Source organism: Pseudarthrobacter chlorophenolicus, from assembly GCF_000962805.1.
In the GTDB taxonomy this organism is placed as follows: Bacteria; Actinomycetota; Actinomycetes; order Actinomycetales; family Micrococcaceae; genus Arthrobacter; species Arthrobacter chlorophenolicus_A.
This window is the reverse complement of the sequence record NZ_JZTW01000009.1, coordinates 70,497-86,725: the sequence shown is the minus strand read 5'-3', so window position 1 is coordinate 86,725 and position 16,229 is coordinate 70,497. Positions and strand designations below refer to the sequence as shown.

General features: G+C 59.8%; 12 protein-coding genes. 8 read left to right on the top strand and 4 right to left on the bottom strand.

Features of this window, described 5'->3' with window-relative positions; all coding sequences use genetic code 11:
• Nucleotides 1-68 precede the first annotated feature (68 nt).
• Nucleotides 69-1,490: a chromosomal replication initiator protein DnaA gene (dnaA, locus tag UC32_RS10920; protein ID WP_012630740.1), complete on the bottom strand. Its 1,422-nt coding sequence runs from the start codon at nt 1,488-1,490 to the stop codon at nt 69-71.
• Nucleotides 1,491-1,960: 470 nt separating this feature from the next.
• On the opposite strand from dnaA, the gene rpmH reads away from it, so the two are divergent.
• The 8 genes from rpmH (at nt 1,961) to UC32_RS10890 (ending at nt 7,697) form a co-directional block, all read left to right on the top strand.
• Nucleotides 1,961-2,098 carry a 50S ribosomal protein L34 gene (rpmH, locus tag UC32_RS20375; protein ID WP_003800212.1) on the top strand — a complete coding sequence of 46 codons (138 nt, stop codon included), beginning with the start codon at nt 1,961-1,963 and terminating at the stop codon, nt 2,096-2,098.
• Between the two features lie 41 nt (nt 2,099-2,139).
• Nucleotides 2,140-2,550, top strand: coding sequence for a ribonuclease P protein component (rnpA, locus tag UC32_RS20370; protein WP_082072064.1), 411 nt, complete (start codon nt 2,140-2,142; stop codon nt 2,548-2,550).
• On the top strand, nt 2,543-2,935 hold the full coding sequence (yidD, locus tag UC32_RS10915) for a membrane protein insertion efficiency factor YidD (protein WP_200896369.1): 393 nt from the start codon (nt 2,543-2,545) through the stop codon (nt 2,933-2,935). Before rnpA ends, yidD begins: the two co-directional genes overlap by 8 nt.
• 16 nt (nt 2,936-2,951) lie before the next feature.
• Nucleotides 2,952-3,920 carry a membrane protein insertase YidC gene (yidC, locus tag UC32_RS10910; RefSeq protein WP_045731247.1) on the top strand — a complete coding sequence of 323 codons (969 nt, stop codon included), beginning with the start codon at nt 2,952-2,954 and terminating at the stop codon, nt 3,918-3,920.
• Nucleotides 3,921-4,487, top strand: coding sequence for a Jag family protein (locus UC32_RS10905; RefSeq protein WP_045731246.1), 567 nt, complete (start codon nt 3,921-3,923; stop codon nt 4,485-4,487).
• Between the two features lie 19 nt (nt 4,488-4,506).
• Nucleotides 4,507-5,157 carry a 16S rRNA (guanine(527)-N(7))-methyltransferase RsmG gene (gene rsmG, locus UC32_RS10900; RefSeq protein ID WP_045731245.1) on the top strand — a complete coding sequence of 217 codons (651 nt, stop codon included), beginning with the start codon at nt 4,507-4,509 and terminating at the stop codon, nt 5,155-5,157.
• Nucleotides 5,158-5,384: 227 nt separating this feature from the next.
• Nucleotides 5,385-6,314, top strand: a complete 930-nt coding sequence (locus tag UC32_RS10895) for a ParA family protein (RefSeq protein ID WP_412178022.1) — start codon at nt 5,385-5,387, stop codon at nt 6,312-6,314.
• 66 nt (nt 6,315-6,380) lie between these two features.
• On the top strand, nt 6,381-7,697 hold the full coding sequence (locus UC32_RS10890) for a ParB/RepB/Spo0J family partition protein (RefSeq protein ID WP_045731244.1): 1,317 nt from the start codon (nt 6,381-6,383) through the stop codon (nt 7,695-7,697).
• Between the two features lie 5,274 nt (nt 7,698-12,971).
• On the opposite strand, the gene trxA is transcribed toward UC32_RS10890, so the two are convergent.
• The 3 genes from trxA to UC32_RS10875 form a co-directional block, all read right to left on the bottom strand.
• Complete coding sequence (trxA, locus tag UC32_RS10885; protein ID WP_015939073.1) at nt 12,972-13,298, bottom strand: thioredoxin; 327 nt, start codon at nt 13,296-13,298, stop codon at nt 12,972-12,974.
• A gap of 36 nt (nt 13,299-13,334) precedes the next feature.
• Complete coding sequence (gene trxB / locus UC32_RS10880; protein WP_045731243.1) at nt 13,335-14,291, bottom strand: thioredoxin-disulfide reductase; 957 nt, start codon at nt 14,289-14,291, stop codon at nt 13,335-13,337.
• A gap of 198 nt (nt 14,292-14,489) precedes the next feature.
• Entirely contained in the window at nt 14,490-16,103 is a 1,614-nt protein-coding gene (locus UC32_RS10875; protein ID WP_045731242.1) for a protein kinase family protein, read from the bottom strand.
• Between the last annotated feature and the right edge of the window lie 126 nt (nt 16,104-16,229).

Sequence of the window (16,229 nt, the reverse complement as noted above, 5' to 3'; positions counted from 1 at the left end):
GCGCTTGTCCCCTTAACTATCCACAGGCTTATCCACATGCACCTGTTAATAAGGTATAGAGGCGGGGATCAGGAGTCGCGCTGCTGCTGCTTGATGCGGTTGGTCAGTTCCGTGACCTGGTTGTAGATCACACGCCGTTCTGCCATCAGCTCACGGATTTTCCGGTCAGCATGGATGACGGTGGTGTGATCGCGGCCGCCGAGCTCCTGGCCGATCTTGGGAAGGGACATGTCCGTCAGTTCGCGGCACAGGTACATGGCGATCTGCCGGGCGGTGACCAGTGTCCGCGTCCGGGACTTGCTGCAGAGCTCTTCCATGCTGAGTTTGAAGTAGTCAGCGGTTTGCTGCAGGATCTGGCCGGACGTGATTTCCTGGGCGCCGTCGTCGGTGATGAGGTCCTTCAGGACCATCTCGGCCAGGGCAACATCCACGGGCTGCCGGTTCAGGCTGGCGAACGCGGTGACGCGGATGAGCGCACCTTCAAGTTCGCGGATGTTGCTGGAAATCTTGGATGCGATGTATTCCAGCGCGTCGTCCGGCGCGGAAAGTCCCTCACTGAGGGCCTTCTTGCGGAGGATGGCGATGCGGGTTTCCAGTTCGGGGGGCTGGATGTCCGTCAGCAGGCCCCACTCGAAGCGTGACTTCATCCGGTCCTCGAAGCCGGCAAGCAATTTGGGCGGCTGGTCGGAGGTGATCACCACTTGCTTGTTGTTGTTATGCAGCGAGTTAAAGGTGTGGAAGAACTCTTCCAGCGTCCGGTCTTTGCCGGCGAGGAACTGGATGTCGTCAATGAGCAGGACGTCCACATTCCGGTAAGTGGTCTTGAAGCTGGCGCCCTCATCGTCGCGGATCGAGTTGATGAAGTCGTTGGTGAACTCCTCGGAATTTACGTAACGCACCCGGATACCGCTGTAGAGCCGGCGGGCATAGTGGCCGATCGCGTGCAGCAGGTGCGTCTTGCCAAGGCCGGAGTCGCCGTAAATGAACAGCGGGTTGTAGGCCTTGGCAGGAGCCTCAGCGACAGCGACGGCGGCAGCGTGGGCGAAACGGTTGGATGAACCGATCACGAACGTGTCGAAGACGTATTTGGGGTTGAGCCGGCCAAATTCGTGGGAAGTGCTTGGCAGCATGGGCTGCGGCTTCTGCTCGATCAGCTGGTCCTGCGCATAGGCAGGCTCAACCACGGGCTCGGGCTCTTTGTGGATGGGGACCAGATCGGTGTCGACGTCGATGGCACACCTGATGTCCTCGGAGAAGACGTTATGCAGGGCGTCGTCCAGGGCATCCTTGACCTGCGTTTGCAGCACCTCGCGGGTGAGCTCGTTGGGAACGGCTACCAGGAGGGTGGATCCGATCAGGCCCTGGGCCTGGGCGAGGATGACAAAGCCACGCTGGCGGGGTGTTACCCGATGGTCGTTCTCCAGCAGGCTGATAACGCGCCGCCAGGAACTTCCGACAGTATTGGCGTGGTTGGCTTCGTCTACTGTCATCAATCGGTTCCCTCAAAACTTGCTTTGCCCTGCATTACCTGCAGCCCCGGACCCGGAACCAAGATGCTGGCCCAGCTTCATCCACAGGGTTATGCACAGTCCGTGGATAATCGGCTACTGAGCCACTCTAGGGGATGAAAAGCCTAGAAGATAGCTGGGAAACTGCTTGTGGATAATTACACCGTTGTGGTTCCCGTTTGGTGCCTGTGAGCCACTTCATCCACAGGCACTGATGGGTAGTTAGACACAGCTGGGGATAGTGGTGGGGACCCCGTCCGGTTTGACTGGGGGGTCCAAATTGCCCTAACGTTGTGAAGTCCTTTGTGTCCGCTTTTTGGCCCCGACTGATTCTCCCAAGTGCAGTGCGCCTGGGCAGCAGGGGGAAGCGTACATATACAAAACTTAGCGTCGGCCAGTTCTTCCCCTTATTGATCGGGTGGACGCACCTTTGATCCACTGGAGTAACTAACGTGAGCAAGCGGACTTTTCAGCCGAATAACCGCCGTCGAGCCAAGAAGCACGGCTTCCGCCTTCGTATGCGTACCCGTGCCGGCCGCGCCATCCTGGCAGCCCGCCGTGGCAAGGGCCGCACCGAGCTGTCGGCTTAAATAACTGACTTGTCGGTAGATACCTTCCTTGCGAGTTTAAGGTGCTGGCCACCCGCAACCGCCTGAGGACTTCCGCCGACTTTTCAACAACCGTACGTTCCGGTGTCCGCAATGGACGCCGGAACGTAGTGTTATATACGGCAGCCATTGCTGCCGACGAACCAAGCCGGATTGGGTTCATCGTTTCCAAGAGTGTCGGGAACGCTGTGGTCAGGAACCTCGTTAAGAGGAGACTACGGGAGGCAGGTGCTGCGTCGCTGCGCGAACACGGCACCGGCCTCGCCATAGTGGTCAGGGCGCTGCCTGCGTCCGCTTCCGCCAGCTGGGACCAGCTGCTGGGGGACTATAACGCTGCACTTGAGTCGACGCTGAACCGGCTGGCCAGCCGCCCCCAAAGGGCTGCTGCCAAGGGTTCGTCTGGTACAACACAGAAGGGGACACCGCGTGCCTAATGCCACCGCCGTCGTCGCCCATCTTCATCCTGTTCCCGCCGCCGTCCTGCTGTTCCTCTGGAACGTGCCCCGGAACATCCTCATTCTCCTGCTGAAGGCCTACCGCAAGGTGGTTTCACCCTTGTACGGCCAGGTTTGCAGGTTTTTTCCTTCATGCTCGGCTTACGCCCTTGAAGCTGTCACCGTCCATGGAGCTGTCAAGGGAACCTGGCTGGCCGTCCGCCGCCTGGGCCGCTGCCACCCATGGAACGCCGGCGGAGTGGACCATGTCCCCGCCGGGAAGAGGGAATGGCCTGAGAATCAGACCCCCACAATTGTTGTGCTGAACAATCCGGACAGGTACCTGGTTGCTCGGACTGATGAAGAAGGCCGCAGTGCGGCCTGACGAATAGGGATATCGTATGGACTTCTTTGAAACAATCATGTTTCCGTTCAAGTGGCTGGTTTCCATCATCATGGTGGGCTTTCACGAGGGCCTGACCCTCATTGGCCTGCCGGCCGCAAACGGCTGGACGTGGACGCTGTCCATCATTGGGCTGGTGCTGGTGATCCGCGCTGCCCTGATTCCGGTGTTCGTCAAGCAGATTAAGGCCCAGCGCGGCATGCAGCTCCTGCAGCCTGACCTGAAGAAGCTGCAGGACAAGTACAAGGGCAAGACAGACCAGCTCTCCCGCCAGGCCATGGCCCAGGAGCAGATGGCCATGTACAAGAAGCACGGGACCAACCCGTTCTCTGCCTGCTTGCCCATGCTGATCCAGATGCCATTCTTCTTTGCGCTGTTCCAGGTGCTTTCCGGGATCAGCAACAACGCCAAGGCGGGCCAGGGCGTCGGTGCCATGAGCCACGACCAGGTGGTGCAGTTCGACGAGTCCAGCATCTTCGGGGCTCCGCTCTCCGCCGCACTGCTTCACGGCGGAGCCACCAACGTGGCGGTCGTCGTGCTCTCCATCGTGATGATCCTGGCCATGACGGCGTCGCAGTTCATCACGCAGAAGCAGATCATGGCCAAGAACATGTCCGAAGAGGCCATGGCCAGCCCGTTCATGCGCCAGCAGAAGATGATGCTGTACATCCTCCCCATCGTGTTCGGTGTAGGTGGCATCAACTTCCCCATCGGTGTCCTGATCTACTGGACCACCACCAACCTTTGGACCATGGGGCAGCAGTTCTTCGTCATCCGCCGCATGCCCACACCTGGTTCCCCCGCTGCCAAAGCCCTTGCCGAACGCCGGGCCGCCAAAGGCCTTCCCGCGCTCTCTGTCCTGACCGGAAAGAAGGACGACGCGGCCGACGCTGCAGCCGAGGCCGCGATCGTCGAAGCCAAGGGACAGCGCGTACAGCCACAACGTAAGAACAGGAAGAAGAAGTAGATGTCAGCCGAGAGCACCGAACACGCCCTTTCCGAAGACGTGGTCGAGGACCGCAACGAGTCCGGCACTGCGGACATTTCGCCCGTAAAATCTTCAGCCGCCAGCCGGCTGGAGGAAGAGGGCGACATCGCGGCCGACTACCTCGAGGAACTGCTGGACATCGCTGATATCGATGGCGATATCGATATCGAGGTCCGCAACGGCCGCACGTACATTTCCATCGTCGCTGAAGAAGAGACCGATGGATTGGAAAGCCTGGTTGGTGAGGACGGTGAAGTCCTCGAGGCCCTCCAGGAACTGACGCGCCTTGCGGTCCTGTCTGCCACGGAAAGCCGCTCGCGCCTGGTGCTGGACATCAACGGTTACCGGCAGGAGCGAACCGGCCACCTGCAGAAGATTGCCGAAGACGCTGCTGCGTCGGTCAAGGAGACCGGCAAGCCCGTCGCGCTTGAGCCGATGAGTGCCTACGAGCGCAAGATTGTCCACGACGCCGTAGCCGACCTGGGACTCGTGAGCGAGTCCGAGGGCGAAGGCAACGGCCGCCATATCGTTGTATCCGCTCACTAGAGAATTGCTGCCGCTAACCATGGTTGAGATCACGGCTGCCGAACTGCGGGCTGCTGAGAAGATTTTCGGCGATCGGCTGGATCTGGCGAAGCGCTACGTTGAGCACTTGGCGACGTCCGGAACTGAGCGGGGACTTATCGGCCCTCGGGAGATTCCACGCCTCTGGAGCCGCCACGTCCTCAATTGTGCCGTCATCGAAAGCGAGATTCCGCAGGGAAGCCATGTGGCGGACGTTGGAAGCGGTGCCGGCCTTCCCGGGCTGTGCCTGGCTATAGCCCGGCCGGATCTTGAGCTGACGCTCATCGAACCGCTGGAACGCCGGGTAATTTGGCTCCAGGAAGTGGTGGATGACCTCGGCCTGGACAACGTTACGGTCATGCGCAGCCGGGCTGAGCTTGCCGTGGGCCATGTCGAAGCCGACGTTGTAACGGCCCGGGCCGTATCTGCCCTGACGAACCTTGCCGGCCTCACCATTCCCCTGCTTGGCGGTAAGGGCGAAGTAGTTGCCATCAAGGGCCGCAGTGCCGGTGAAGAGATTGAGAAGGCCGCCAAAGCCATCCGAAAACTGGGTGGCGTTGAGACATCAGTGCTTACCGTGGGTGACAACCTCCTGGAGGAGCCCACCACGGTAGTGCGCATCGTTGTAAACAAGCCCCAAAAGAAGTCCTAGTAAGGGCCCGGTGACCTCGGTCTGCCGGGCGCAGCAGTTAGGCTAGACAACGGCAGCAAAATTGGCTGAACGAGAGTGAGTGTGCCCCAGTGACAAGTAGTGAAGCCTCCACACAACGGATACCGCCGTTTGTGACACTGGGGTCCGCACGTTCTGTCTCTGGCCCGGTCAGTATTCCTGGACGCGGCGGAAACCACCCGAAACCGGTTGCGAACAACTCTTCCTCCGTGCTGGTTTCACGTGAAACCACCGCAGGGGGTCGATCAAACGTTATCGATGCCATTGACGATTCCAGCCCCATTGCCCGCGAGCTCGCCCATGAAACCAAGCGCCGCGAAAAGCTGATGGGCCGGCGCCTGCCGCGTCCCGAAAAGACCCGGATCTTTACCGTGTCGAACCAAAAGGGCGGTGTTGGCAAGACCACCACCACGGTGAATATCGCTGCCGCATTGGCTGCTGCCGGGCTGAACGTCCTGGTGATTGACATCGACCCGCAGGGCAACGCTTCCACAGCCCTTGGCATCGAGCACCATGCCGACGTGGACAGCATCTACGATGTCCTCATCAATGACGTGGCGCTGGCCGACGTCGTGGCGCAGTGCCCCGACATGGAGAAGCTCATCTGCGCTCCTGCCACCATCCACCTCGCCGGGGCGGAGATCGAGCTCGTGTCCCTCGTTGCGCGCGAACAGCGGCTGCGCCGGGCCATCGATGTCTATGCCAAGGCCCGGGAAAAGAACGGCGAGGAGCGGCTCGACTACATCTTCATCGATTGCCCGCCCAGCCTGGGCCTCCTGACTGTTAACGCATTCTGCGCGGCCAGTGAGGTCCTCATTCCTATTCAGTGCGAATACTATGCATTGGAGGGACTGAGCCAGCTTCTCAAGAACATTGAGATGATCCAGAAGCACCTAAATGCCGATCTGGTCGTGTCCACCATCCTGCTCACCATGTACGACGGCCGTACCAACCTGGCTGCCCAGGTGGCGGCCGAGGTTCGCACGCACTTCCCCGAACAGGTGCTTTCTGCAGTCGTTCCCCGGTCCGTACGCATCTCCGAGGCGCCGAGCTACCAGCAGACTGTCATGACGTATGACCCTTCCTCCAGCGGTGCCCTGTCCTACCTGGAAGCCGCTGCTGAAATAGCAGAACGCTAAAATCTTCAATACTGCATCGACCGGAGTCGGGACTACGCCCGGTTCTACCACTGGAGGGATTTACCCATGAGCGAGAAGCGACGGGGCCTTGGCCGCGGTCTTGGCGCGCTGATTCCTAGTTCGGGCTCGTCCAACGGTCAGGGCAATGGTGCCGCTGCGTCGCGTCCGGTGGATCTATTCTTCCCGGAAGGCCGTAAGAAGTCAGATTCCGTTGAAGCAGAGGGTACGGGCACGCCCGACCGTTCATCAGTGGCAGCTCCAAGTGAGCCCGCACCTGCAACTAAGAAGGCAGCGCCCGCAAAAGCTCCCGCGTCCAGGAAAACCACCAGTGCTCCGCGGACCGTCGGCAGCACCACCAAGAAGTCCACAGCGGCCGTCAAGGCCGCCGCGGGTGCAGACGACGCGTCGCCATCTGAGGATGTCCTGGAAGCCCCGTCGGTGCCGGCTGCGCTGGCACCTAAGGCCGACGCACAGAAGACCCCCTCCTCGCCCCCGACAGACAACTCACCGTCCACGGAGGTGGCCGATGTCCGAGCCTCCGACAACGGGGTGGACCTGGTGGAGGTCCCTGGCGCCCACTTCGCCGAAATTTCCGTCACAGACATCCATCCCAACCGGAAACAGCCGCGTTCCGTCTTCGATGAAGACGATATGGCAGAGCTTGTTCACTCTGTTCGTGAAATCGGCGTCCTCCAGCCAATTGTTGTCCGTAAATCAACTGAAGACGGTATCGAGCCGTACGAGCTCGTCATGGGTGAGCGCCGGTGGCGTGCAGTGCAGGCTGCCGGGCTGGACACCATCCCCGCCATCGTCCGTGAAACGACCGATGATGACCTTCTGCGCGATGCCCTGCTGGAGAACCTGCACCGCAGCCAGCTCAACCCGCTCGAAGAGGCAGCCGCCTACCAGCAGCTGCTGGAGGATTTCGGGACGACGCACGAGCAGCTGGCAGACAAGATCGGCCGATCCCGGCCGCAGGTATCCAACACTCTCCGCCTTCTCAAGCTCCCCCCGCTGGTGCAGCGCCGCGTAGCGGCAGGTGTCCTCTCGGCCGGCCATGCGCGGGCGCTGCTGGCCCTGCCAGATGCCGCTGCGATGGAGCGCTTGGCCCAGAAGATCGTCGCTGAGGGAATGTCCGTAAGGGCCACTGAAGAGGCTGTAACCCTGCACCAGGACCCTGCCACCCCGGCCAAGAGCAACGTCCCCCGGCCCGGCGCGCGGCACGAACGGCTCGATTACCTGGCATCGTCTCTTTCCGACCGGTTGGACACCAACGTCAAGATCTCATTGGGAGTCCGTAAAGGTAAGGTCAGCATCGAATTCGCCAGTGTTGAGGACCTGAACCGGATTATGGACGTTCTGGCTCCGGACTCGGCCAACTAGCTGCAGTGAATCACGGGAGGCTCGGTTCTTTTGAACCGGGCCTCTTCTCTTTTCAACATAGTGGACCCTGTGATTGATGCGTCCGATGGGACCGAATAGATGCCAATCACTATGACCAGCCTGCAGTTCAGGCCGAGGAAAGTGGCAGCACTCGTATTGCAACCTCAGAAAGAATTACACGCTGGCGTCTGACGCCATTTCCGGCAAGAGCATCCGCTGAGTGAGCCTGGATTAGTGGCGGGCTTTTGCTGATCGGATGGAGGTGTTTCACGTGAAACAGCTCCAGTTCCTTTGCCCGCCACGTTCAGACCCGTGGCCAATGCGCGCCTGAACTTAGGCAAGCGGTATGTGCCGTGACCCATTGCTATTGATCGTCGGCAGTTTGCTGTGGGCGCAGGCCAGTCTATGGACGGACTGCTCCGATACAACAGATGAATGGTTGCCGTCCCATTCAACGGCCTGATATGTGGCTACCGAGCGACAGTATTCCACTTAGACGGCTCGCCAAGTGAGACTACCGACACTTCCGCGGCTGATCATCTGCCGCCTCCGGGTGACGGGTACCCGTCTTCCATGTCAATTGAACGACGGGAAGATGCTCAAATTCCCGAGTTCTCTTGCATCGATGTCGTATCTGCTTGCTGTCAGGCTAGGGGTGGCAGGCAATCAGACTCACAGCTTCCGTAGACTCGTCAGTCGCAAATTAGCGGCGATTTCCGGGATGGATCTTAGCCTGGGGTTCGACATCGGTTCGCTGCGGAGGTCAGTAGTGCCTTTAAGTGCATAAGCGTTGATGAATTATCGCGACGACTTTAGCCGTGGTACGACCGCAGTGACGGGACATCGTCCTTGGCAGCGCCTTCGGAAGTTGCCAAGAGGTGGGGAGTTCGACATTGACTACTTATTCGGGCGAACTTATGCGCCTAGTCCGTTGCTCAAGGAGTCTGCTTAGCTAGACCGTGTGTCTCGCCTCCGGCACGGCCAAAGTCGACGCACCCCTCGACGCGGCCGTCCATGGACCGCACCAAGGGGAAGGCGCCTCACCACCCGGGGCGAGTGGCTGGGACTCCCCCGGTTCATGTTTGCTTCCCCTGCCCGTCGACTTCGAGAATCGAGTGGTGAATGCGAGCTCTGAGCGGTAAGCAGCAGGAAATCGCAGGAAGTCAACGACAATGTTTCACGTGGAACATCTAGACATGACTCTGCTTGAGGGTCGTACTGGGGAACATTTGAGTCTCTTTCGGGAAGGCGTGCCGTTTCACGTAAAAGTTCCTTGTTCTAGCGTCAGATTCCAGAGCAAAGACCGAAGAAGACAGGCTTCAGCTCCAAGCCCGTGCTCGTTGAATTTTGGCACTGGCCGCAGCTGCCATGATCATGTTTCACGTGAAACTGCGGTGAGGGCCCAATAGCAGTGCATCACTGGTATGAGCGTATGAACTGGCTGGGGGTCATAAGGCCATAACGAGAAGTGGCCAGCGGGTTAGGATTATCTCGGCCCAGCCCAAGTGGAACTGCTCGGCATGTACCAAAACCTTGGCATAGCGAGGTCTATATCGCGCCCTCTGTAAGACAGAGTTGTCCAACCAAAGCGTCCTCTCTACGCCGAGGACTGCAGCCCGTAGGGGTGACTGGACGGACCCTGCGGGGATCCTTGGCGCCATCGGCGGAGTCCGGCCCGCGGAGCACGTAGTAGTCCGTGGCCGCGCCGGGGTGCGCTCTCAGCCAGGTCATGGATGACAACCGGGCCTACCTGTCCACAACCTTCGATCCGACCAGTCATGTCTGTAGTGGAGCACCGGACCGTTGGGTGGGCAGTAACAATTGAACAAGCGGTCCTGCGCTTGGGGTGGCCACAATGTCATAGCGGACTATGAAGGAAATAGTCAGCAGATGGTTTGCCGGCACCGGGTGCGGTGCGCTCGAAATTCCCCCCCCTGCATTCAGCCACGCATCTCGCAATGTCAGGCTCGGACCATTTGCCGCCCCCTCTGAGCCCGTCCCAGGAGTACTACGCTCCCCCGTTTGGTTGCCGAGAAAATCCATGTCCACGTTAGGAGAATGGCTAACCGTACAGACCAATACTGGACCCAGCTTAGGCCCTGAACCTCCTGTGGTGGTCTGTGTGGGCAACACCAAACAGGCCGCTAGGTACCCGGGCGGGCTCAATGAGTCCGGACTTCCAGTGATGATGATCGGGCAGTATGTAGCGCCGATCGCAGTAGATGATGCTAGGGACGGTAAAGCCACCACCCATCGCCCAAGTCCCGGAAGTGGATAACCCTGTGGATAACAATGTGGATAGTCCTGTGCACAAGAGCGGGCCCCGCCGTTTCGATCGTCTACAAGGCTACGCAAAAGTTGGCGCCGGTCTACGAAGAATCCTAGCTGGACGACGGGCGTTTCACGTGAAACCGAACGGACTTTTGGTGGCGTCCGAAGTAGCGACACCATCCCGGTCTTAAAATGCCAAAATAGCAAAGATTTGGCTGATTCCTCGGGCTAGCGGAGCCAGCTCTCGACGTGTCACGGCGTTCCTCTTTCAGCCAAAGTCAGAGGGGTGAAGGATGGCGGGCCGGCAGGTCGTTCGGCCTGAATCACCAAGCGCCGAAGTGCGTCTGGTACCCCACATACTCGTTGTGGATAACTCTGTGGATAGCGGGCGCAGTGCCTGTGGATAAACATGTGGGAAAGAACACACCTGCTGTCGGGCTATCAGGCTGCATGAGAGCTGCCGCTGTTCACAAGAGGGGAGGCATTGGGGTGTGGCCTCGCGGCCCTGCAGTGGCTGCCGGCTTGTTTTGTGGCTCATGATTGACTTACAGAAAGGACTCTCCGCAGCACTTGGATAGGCCCTCGGGTGGCTTGTCCATCCTTTCGGTGCGGGTGGTCACCGGGCTCAATGTTGCGTCGGAAAGCTGATGAGCTCAGTTGTCGAGGTTGTCTCCAATCCGGCTCCAAGGTGCTCTCTGTACGTCCACCAGGGATGCCGAGTTGTCCGGCTGCCCTCAGGTCGTGGGAAGCCGTATACCTGCCCTAGGTGGCGGTGAGCTAGAGAACTCTAGGAATCGGGTAGACATTTGGTGCGCACCTGTTGAGGGTGGTCACCGACGTTGGCTTGTAGGCCGATCTGCACGCCTTCACCGTTGAAAGGACTTTGGATAACGGATCCGCAGCGTCCGCACTGTGCTGCCCGCAACTAGGAGGTGGCAGGTAGTCCCGGGGCAGTTGCCGAGTTTCGTCTCGTGGCATTCTTCTTCTTACCGCAGGCTGACTCTGCCGCGTGTCCTTGTCTTTGCTACTCGCTGTGAGATGAAGAAGGGGTATGGTGCTGAGAGTCCATCAAATGCTGGCTAGGTGTCCATCCTGGGATGCCACCGGTCATTCCGTCCCTGCATGCGCGTGGAGTTGTCTGCTCTTACCCAGTGGTCTCGGAAGGCATCGTCGGCAGGTAACTGGGCCTAGCGGTTGACGTACTTGGTCGGTTGACGGCGCTGGCCGTTTGAGTGGTGTGCCGTGACATTCGATCCAATGAACGTCCTTGCCCCTGGAGAGATGGAGTTCTTTCCGAACCGTGAAAGCTCAGCACACTTAGAAATTGAATAGGCGTATGCGCCCAGCCTGACAGTGCACAGCGCCGGTGCACCCGCTTTCCACCCGCGTCGCGGTGAACGTTTCACGTGAAACTGATAGATCACTAGTAGTCCCCCGACTTGAGGATGGGCTCTATATAGTTTCACGTGAAACACTCTCGCCCCTCCTCTGCCTGCAATTTATGGTCGGTGCAAGGCGGCCAGCTAGCCGGCCGCACTCATCCATCTTGGCGGCTTCATGGTGAGCGCCCGCTGGAGGCGTTCAATATTGGGCGGGTCTGCTTTCTCCACTTGGGTGTGGGCCCCGTAGGACACGCATATCTAGGGTGAGATCTCACGGTCTGCATGTGTGTTTCACGTGAAACCTACTTCGCCGCAGACCGTCCACCCATGCCCTGCGCTGACGACGTTAGTTGGTTGAGGAGACCTTGCGAAACAGCAATAGAGCCATTCAGGCGCGTGCGGCATTCACAGACGGACGCCTCGTACGCTGACTGAATGTCTTCGTGCTGTCCAATAGGCCCTTATGGCGGGGTGATGGCTGCGAAAGGAGCCACATAGCTAGTTGCAGAGGGGCTGTGCCTGACCTACTGCGGCGAGTGGTCCGGAGGTCCATTGACCGCGCGACAGCCAAGAACGAAGAGGGCATTATGGATTTGCATCGGATGCCGGCGGGTGATGCTTCTGAGGAACGCTGGTTGCGTCACTTCGCTTCTTCCGCATGATCCACCGCTGTCTTCGGGGTTCACCCGCGGGTATGGGGCGACTCGCATTAGTGCATGTTCGACGGCATGCGTTCGCTCCGACGTTTGCGACGGCGATGTGGCTCATGGAATGGATGGGCACCGGACCTGGCCACGGGCAGTTGCAGTCCGCGATGGCTTACGTGCGACCCACAACTCCTGGATTGCATCGTCGGAGTCTCCATCTGATTCCGAGTTCCAAGACATCTTGGAAGTAGCCAAGTTGGTGCCTGCCCACAGAATCCGGTCAACGTGCTCTCGGATAGGCCGACTTCCGGCGGAGCAGTGTCTAGTCGTGTCATCCGTGAGTACCGGAAGATGGAAAATCTCATTGCGGGCTGCGGGCTGCGGGCTGCGGGCTGCGGGCTGCGATGCGCGGCGCTGGGCGGGAAGAGCTGCTGCGATAACTCCCTAGAAGGGACTGGTGTTTCACGTGAAACGCCCAGCTCTCAGGGTACGCGCTGTAGTTCCGAAAGTATTCTCTAGGGACGCCGCAGTTTGAGGTACAACACAATGCAATTTCGCGGTTTCTCATCGTCTGCATGTATCCGGCGGTTTCGGCTGCAGGGCGAAGGATCAGACGGAGGCGTTTTCTCGATTTGTCCGTGTCTATTTAGATAGCGGCCGCAAACCCCACGCAGATGGGTTGAGATCCTCAATGTCCCGCAGCGGTCAACGTGATGGGGCGACTAGGTGGCAATGAACAAAGCAAAGCTCAAATGCCCTTAGTGCTGTTTCACGTGAAACCAAGCGCAACGAGTCTGGATCATTTCGTAACCCGTCGCTGACTGTTTAGGAAAGCAACTGTGAGAAGTATCCAAGCAGTTTCTACTGTCTGCTCTTGAAGCCTGAATAGGATGATCAACTAAAAGAAGAGTGGCCACCGCCTAAACGGCGATGGCCACTCAATGAGGCATCAACTCCCCTACCGGGGGATGCACCTAGGAAAGAACGTCAGCAAATTCCTTTTCGAAGAACTGCTTCGGCTTTGCACCAATAACCGTGTTCTTCACTTCGCCGCCCTGGAAGAGATACACGGCGGGGATGGAGGTGATGCCGTATTCGGCAGCGATGGCGGGGTTGTCGTCGACGTTCACCTTGACGACGTCAACCTTCTCGCCGTACTCCACGGAGATCTCATCCAGGATAGGACCCAGCTTGCGGCACGGACCGCACCACTCAGCCCAGAAGTCCACGATCACCGGCTTCTCCGAAGACAGTACGTCGGTGCCGAAACTTGCGTCGGTTACGTCTTTAGCGTTGCTCATAGCCACTCTTTCTTCTCGGTATGTTTTCGTCAGCGTTTAGGCGGGAAGTTCCGCCAGGTAGTGTTCAACGTCAATTGCGGCCACGCAGCCCGAACCGGACGCGGTGATAGCCTGACGGTACGTCGGGTCCACGACATCGCCGGCTGCGAAGACGCCGGGGATGCTCGTTTTGGAACTCCGGCCCTGTACTGCAATGGTGCCCTGCGGGGTGAGGTCAAGGACGTCGCTCACCAAGTCGGTCCGGGGGTCATTGCCGATGGCAACGAAGACACCCGTAACGGCGAGGTCGGTAACGTCTCCGTCCACCAGGTTCTTCAACTTCAGCGCGGTGACTTTCGATTCGCCGATGACGTCTTCCACGGTGCTGTTCCAAATGAACTTGATCTTGTCGTGGGCCAGGGCGCGGTCCGCCATGATCTTGGATGCCTTCAGGGAATCGCGGCGGTGCACTACGGTCACGGACTTGGCGAACTTTGTGAGGAAGAGAGCCTCCTCCATGGCAGAGTCGCCACCACCAATGACGGCGATGTCCTGGTCCTTGAAAAAGAAACCGTCGCAGGTTGCACACCAGCTCACACCGTGGCCTGACAGCCGCTTTTCATTGGGCAGGCCGAGCTCGCGGTACGCGGAGCCAGTGGACAGAATGATGGACCGTGCTTGGAAGGTCTCCCCCGTTGCGATGGTTACCGACTTGACGGCCCCTTCGAGATCCAGAGCGGTGACATCCTCAAACTGGATCTCGGTTCCGAAGCGGGTGGCCTGCTTCTCGAAGTTTTCCATCAGGTCCGGACCCATGATGCCCTCGGGGAACCCGGGGTAGTTTTCCACGTCTGTGGTGTTCATGAGCTCGCCACCGGCGGTAACCGATCCTGCGAACAGTAGAGGCTTGAGATTGGCACGGGCAGTGTAGACGGCTGCCGTGTAACCCGCCGGGCCTGAGCCGACAATGATGACATCACGTACTTCGGACGCGGTGGTTTCTGCGATGGTCACTGAACGGTGAACCTCTTCCTTGTTCGACGTGCCTCCGTGTGAAGGCCGGCCACATGGCACAACTGCTTCTAGATGCTGAATATTCCGGCGTCCAGGCAGAGAAGATCACAGACAGATGGAAAGGAGCTATCTCAGCAGGACGCTCTTTCCAGATTACAGGGCATGCCCGGGCCGGCATGTAGAGGTTACCGTGGCTGGCTACTGAACCTTGATCTCGGCCAGGCGAAGACCGTAGCCGTACCGGGTCTTGGGTGCCGCGAGCTTGGGAAGCGCATTGATGGCGACGATGACGTACTGCGCCTTGACGGGTTCAGCAAGCGGCAGGTTCAGGTCACCGGACGTGAAACTGTTGGTTCCCACGGACTTGGCACCGTCAAGCGATGGCCGGTCATTGGTGTAAACGGTCATGCTGCCGCCCGATCCCCCAAGCTGCGAGAGCGTGATGGAGGAGACCGTGGCCGCACTCTTCAGCTTGACCGCAAGTGTGACGCCGTCGGGTGCGAGTCCACCCCAGTTCTCCGTGGCGAATTCCATGTCAGACCAGTAGCTGGCAGCGTTGCCGTCATAGGCCTTGACCAGGTCGCCGTCGAAGGTGGCTGCAAAGTCGAAGTTGCCCTGGCGGGTCACGCTTTCGATCGCAGGGGGAACTGCCGGTGCGGCGGACGTGGGCGCCTGCGTGGGAGCTGCCGAAGCTTCGGGAGCGCCGGTTGTAGCTGCGGGTGCCGGGCTTCCGGCCTGCGGCTGGGTGAAGAGGCTGCCGAGGTTGGTCACGGCAAAAATCAGTCCGGCGATGAGGACTACTGCCAGGAGTCCCCCAACAAGCCACCGCATGGACCGCGGCTCGCGCGCTGTGTCGTCCTGGTCGTCGTCGTAGTCCTCACGGTCATCGTCATCATTGCCCCGGCCTGCGAAAGACGCGCCAGCGGCGGCCGGTGCTGCCGCCCTGGCAAAGAGTGAGCCCTTCTTGTTGGCCGGAGCGCGCTCCTCAACCGGTTCTTCCTCGTACTGGTAGTCGTAGTCGTCCTGGGTATCCGCCTGGGCGTAGTCGTCGTCGGACCACAGGGAAACCTTTGGACGCCCGGAGTCTGAGGGACCGGCAGTTGGCCCACTACCGTTGGTTTCGGGGGAACGGCCGGCAGAAGGCTGCATGGGGTGGGCAGCAGTGGCCTCGGCATCGGCCTGCGCGGAAGAGGGAGTACGGCCGGCAGCAGCGGCCGCCGCACCCACACCGGCAACCCCGGCGCCGGCGGCTGCAGCGCCGGAACCGCTGTTGCGGGCGGCGGCAGGTGCAACAGGTGCCGTGGCGGGACGCACCGGAGGCTTGGGCGGCACAGTAGGAGCATCCCGGTAGGGATCGACCTGGCTGGGGTGCGTGTCAGAGTAATTGATGTAGCCGGCCTCGACGTTTTCTTCTTCGTCATAGGGTTCGGGCTCGTACGAGCGGGCCTGCCCGAAGATCTCGCTGCCCAGCGTGTCCGTGAAGAACGGCTCCACGTAGGGCGGGTTGGAAGCCACCACGAGGTCCAGCAGGTCTGCTGCCGACGTGTGGTTGGTGATGAGGTACGTGGCGGCCTCGGTGACGCCGAGGTCCAGCACCTGCACCGTGCCGGGACGTTCGCCGGTGGCTACTTCGCGTGCGCTCTGGGCCACCTGTTCGGTGTTCTGGGGTCCGGCAACCAGGATGCTGACCGGGCGGTTGAGGACCTGGTCCACACCATCCAGCACCAGATCGTGGTCATGCGAGGTCAATACCGTGGCCGTAACCTTGTAGCGGCCGCCCAGTACTGATCCGACATCGATCGGGTTGGACACGTGTTCCTCCTAGATTTTCCGGGATTTCCGGCATGGATGACCCTGCCGTCCGCGGACGGCAATACGGCGGTCTCCCGGATACAACTTCCCCCTGTACCCTTCCGATCCTAGCCGATTGAGGGTGGG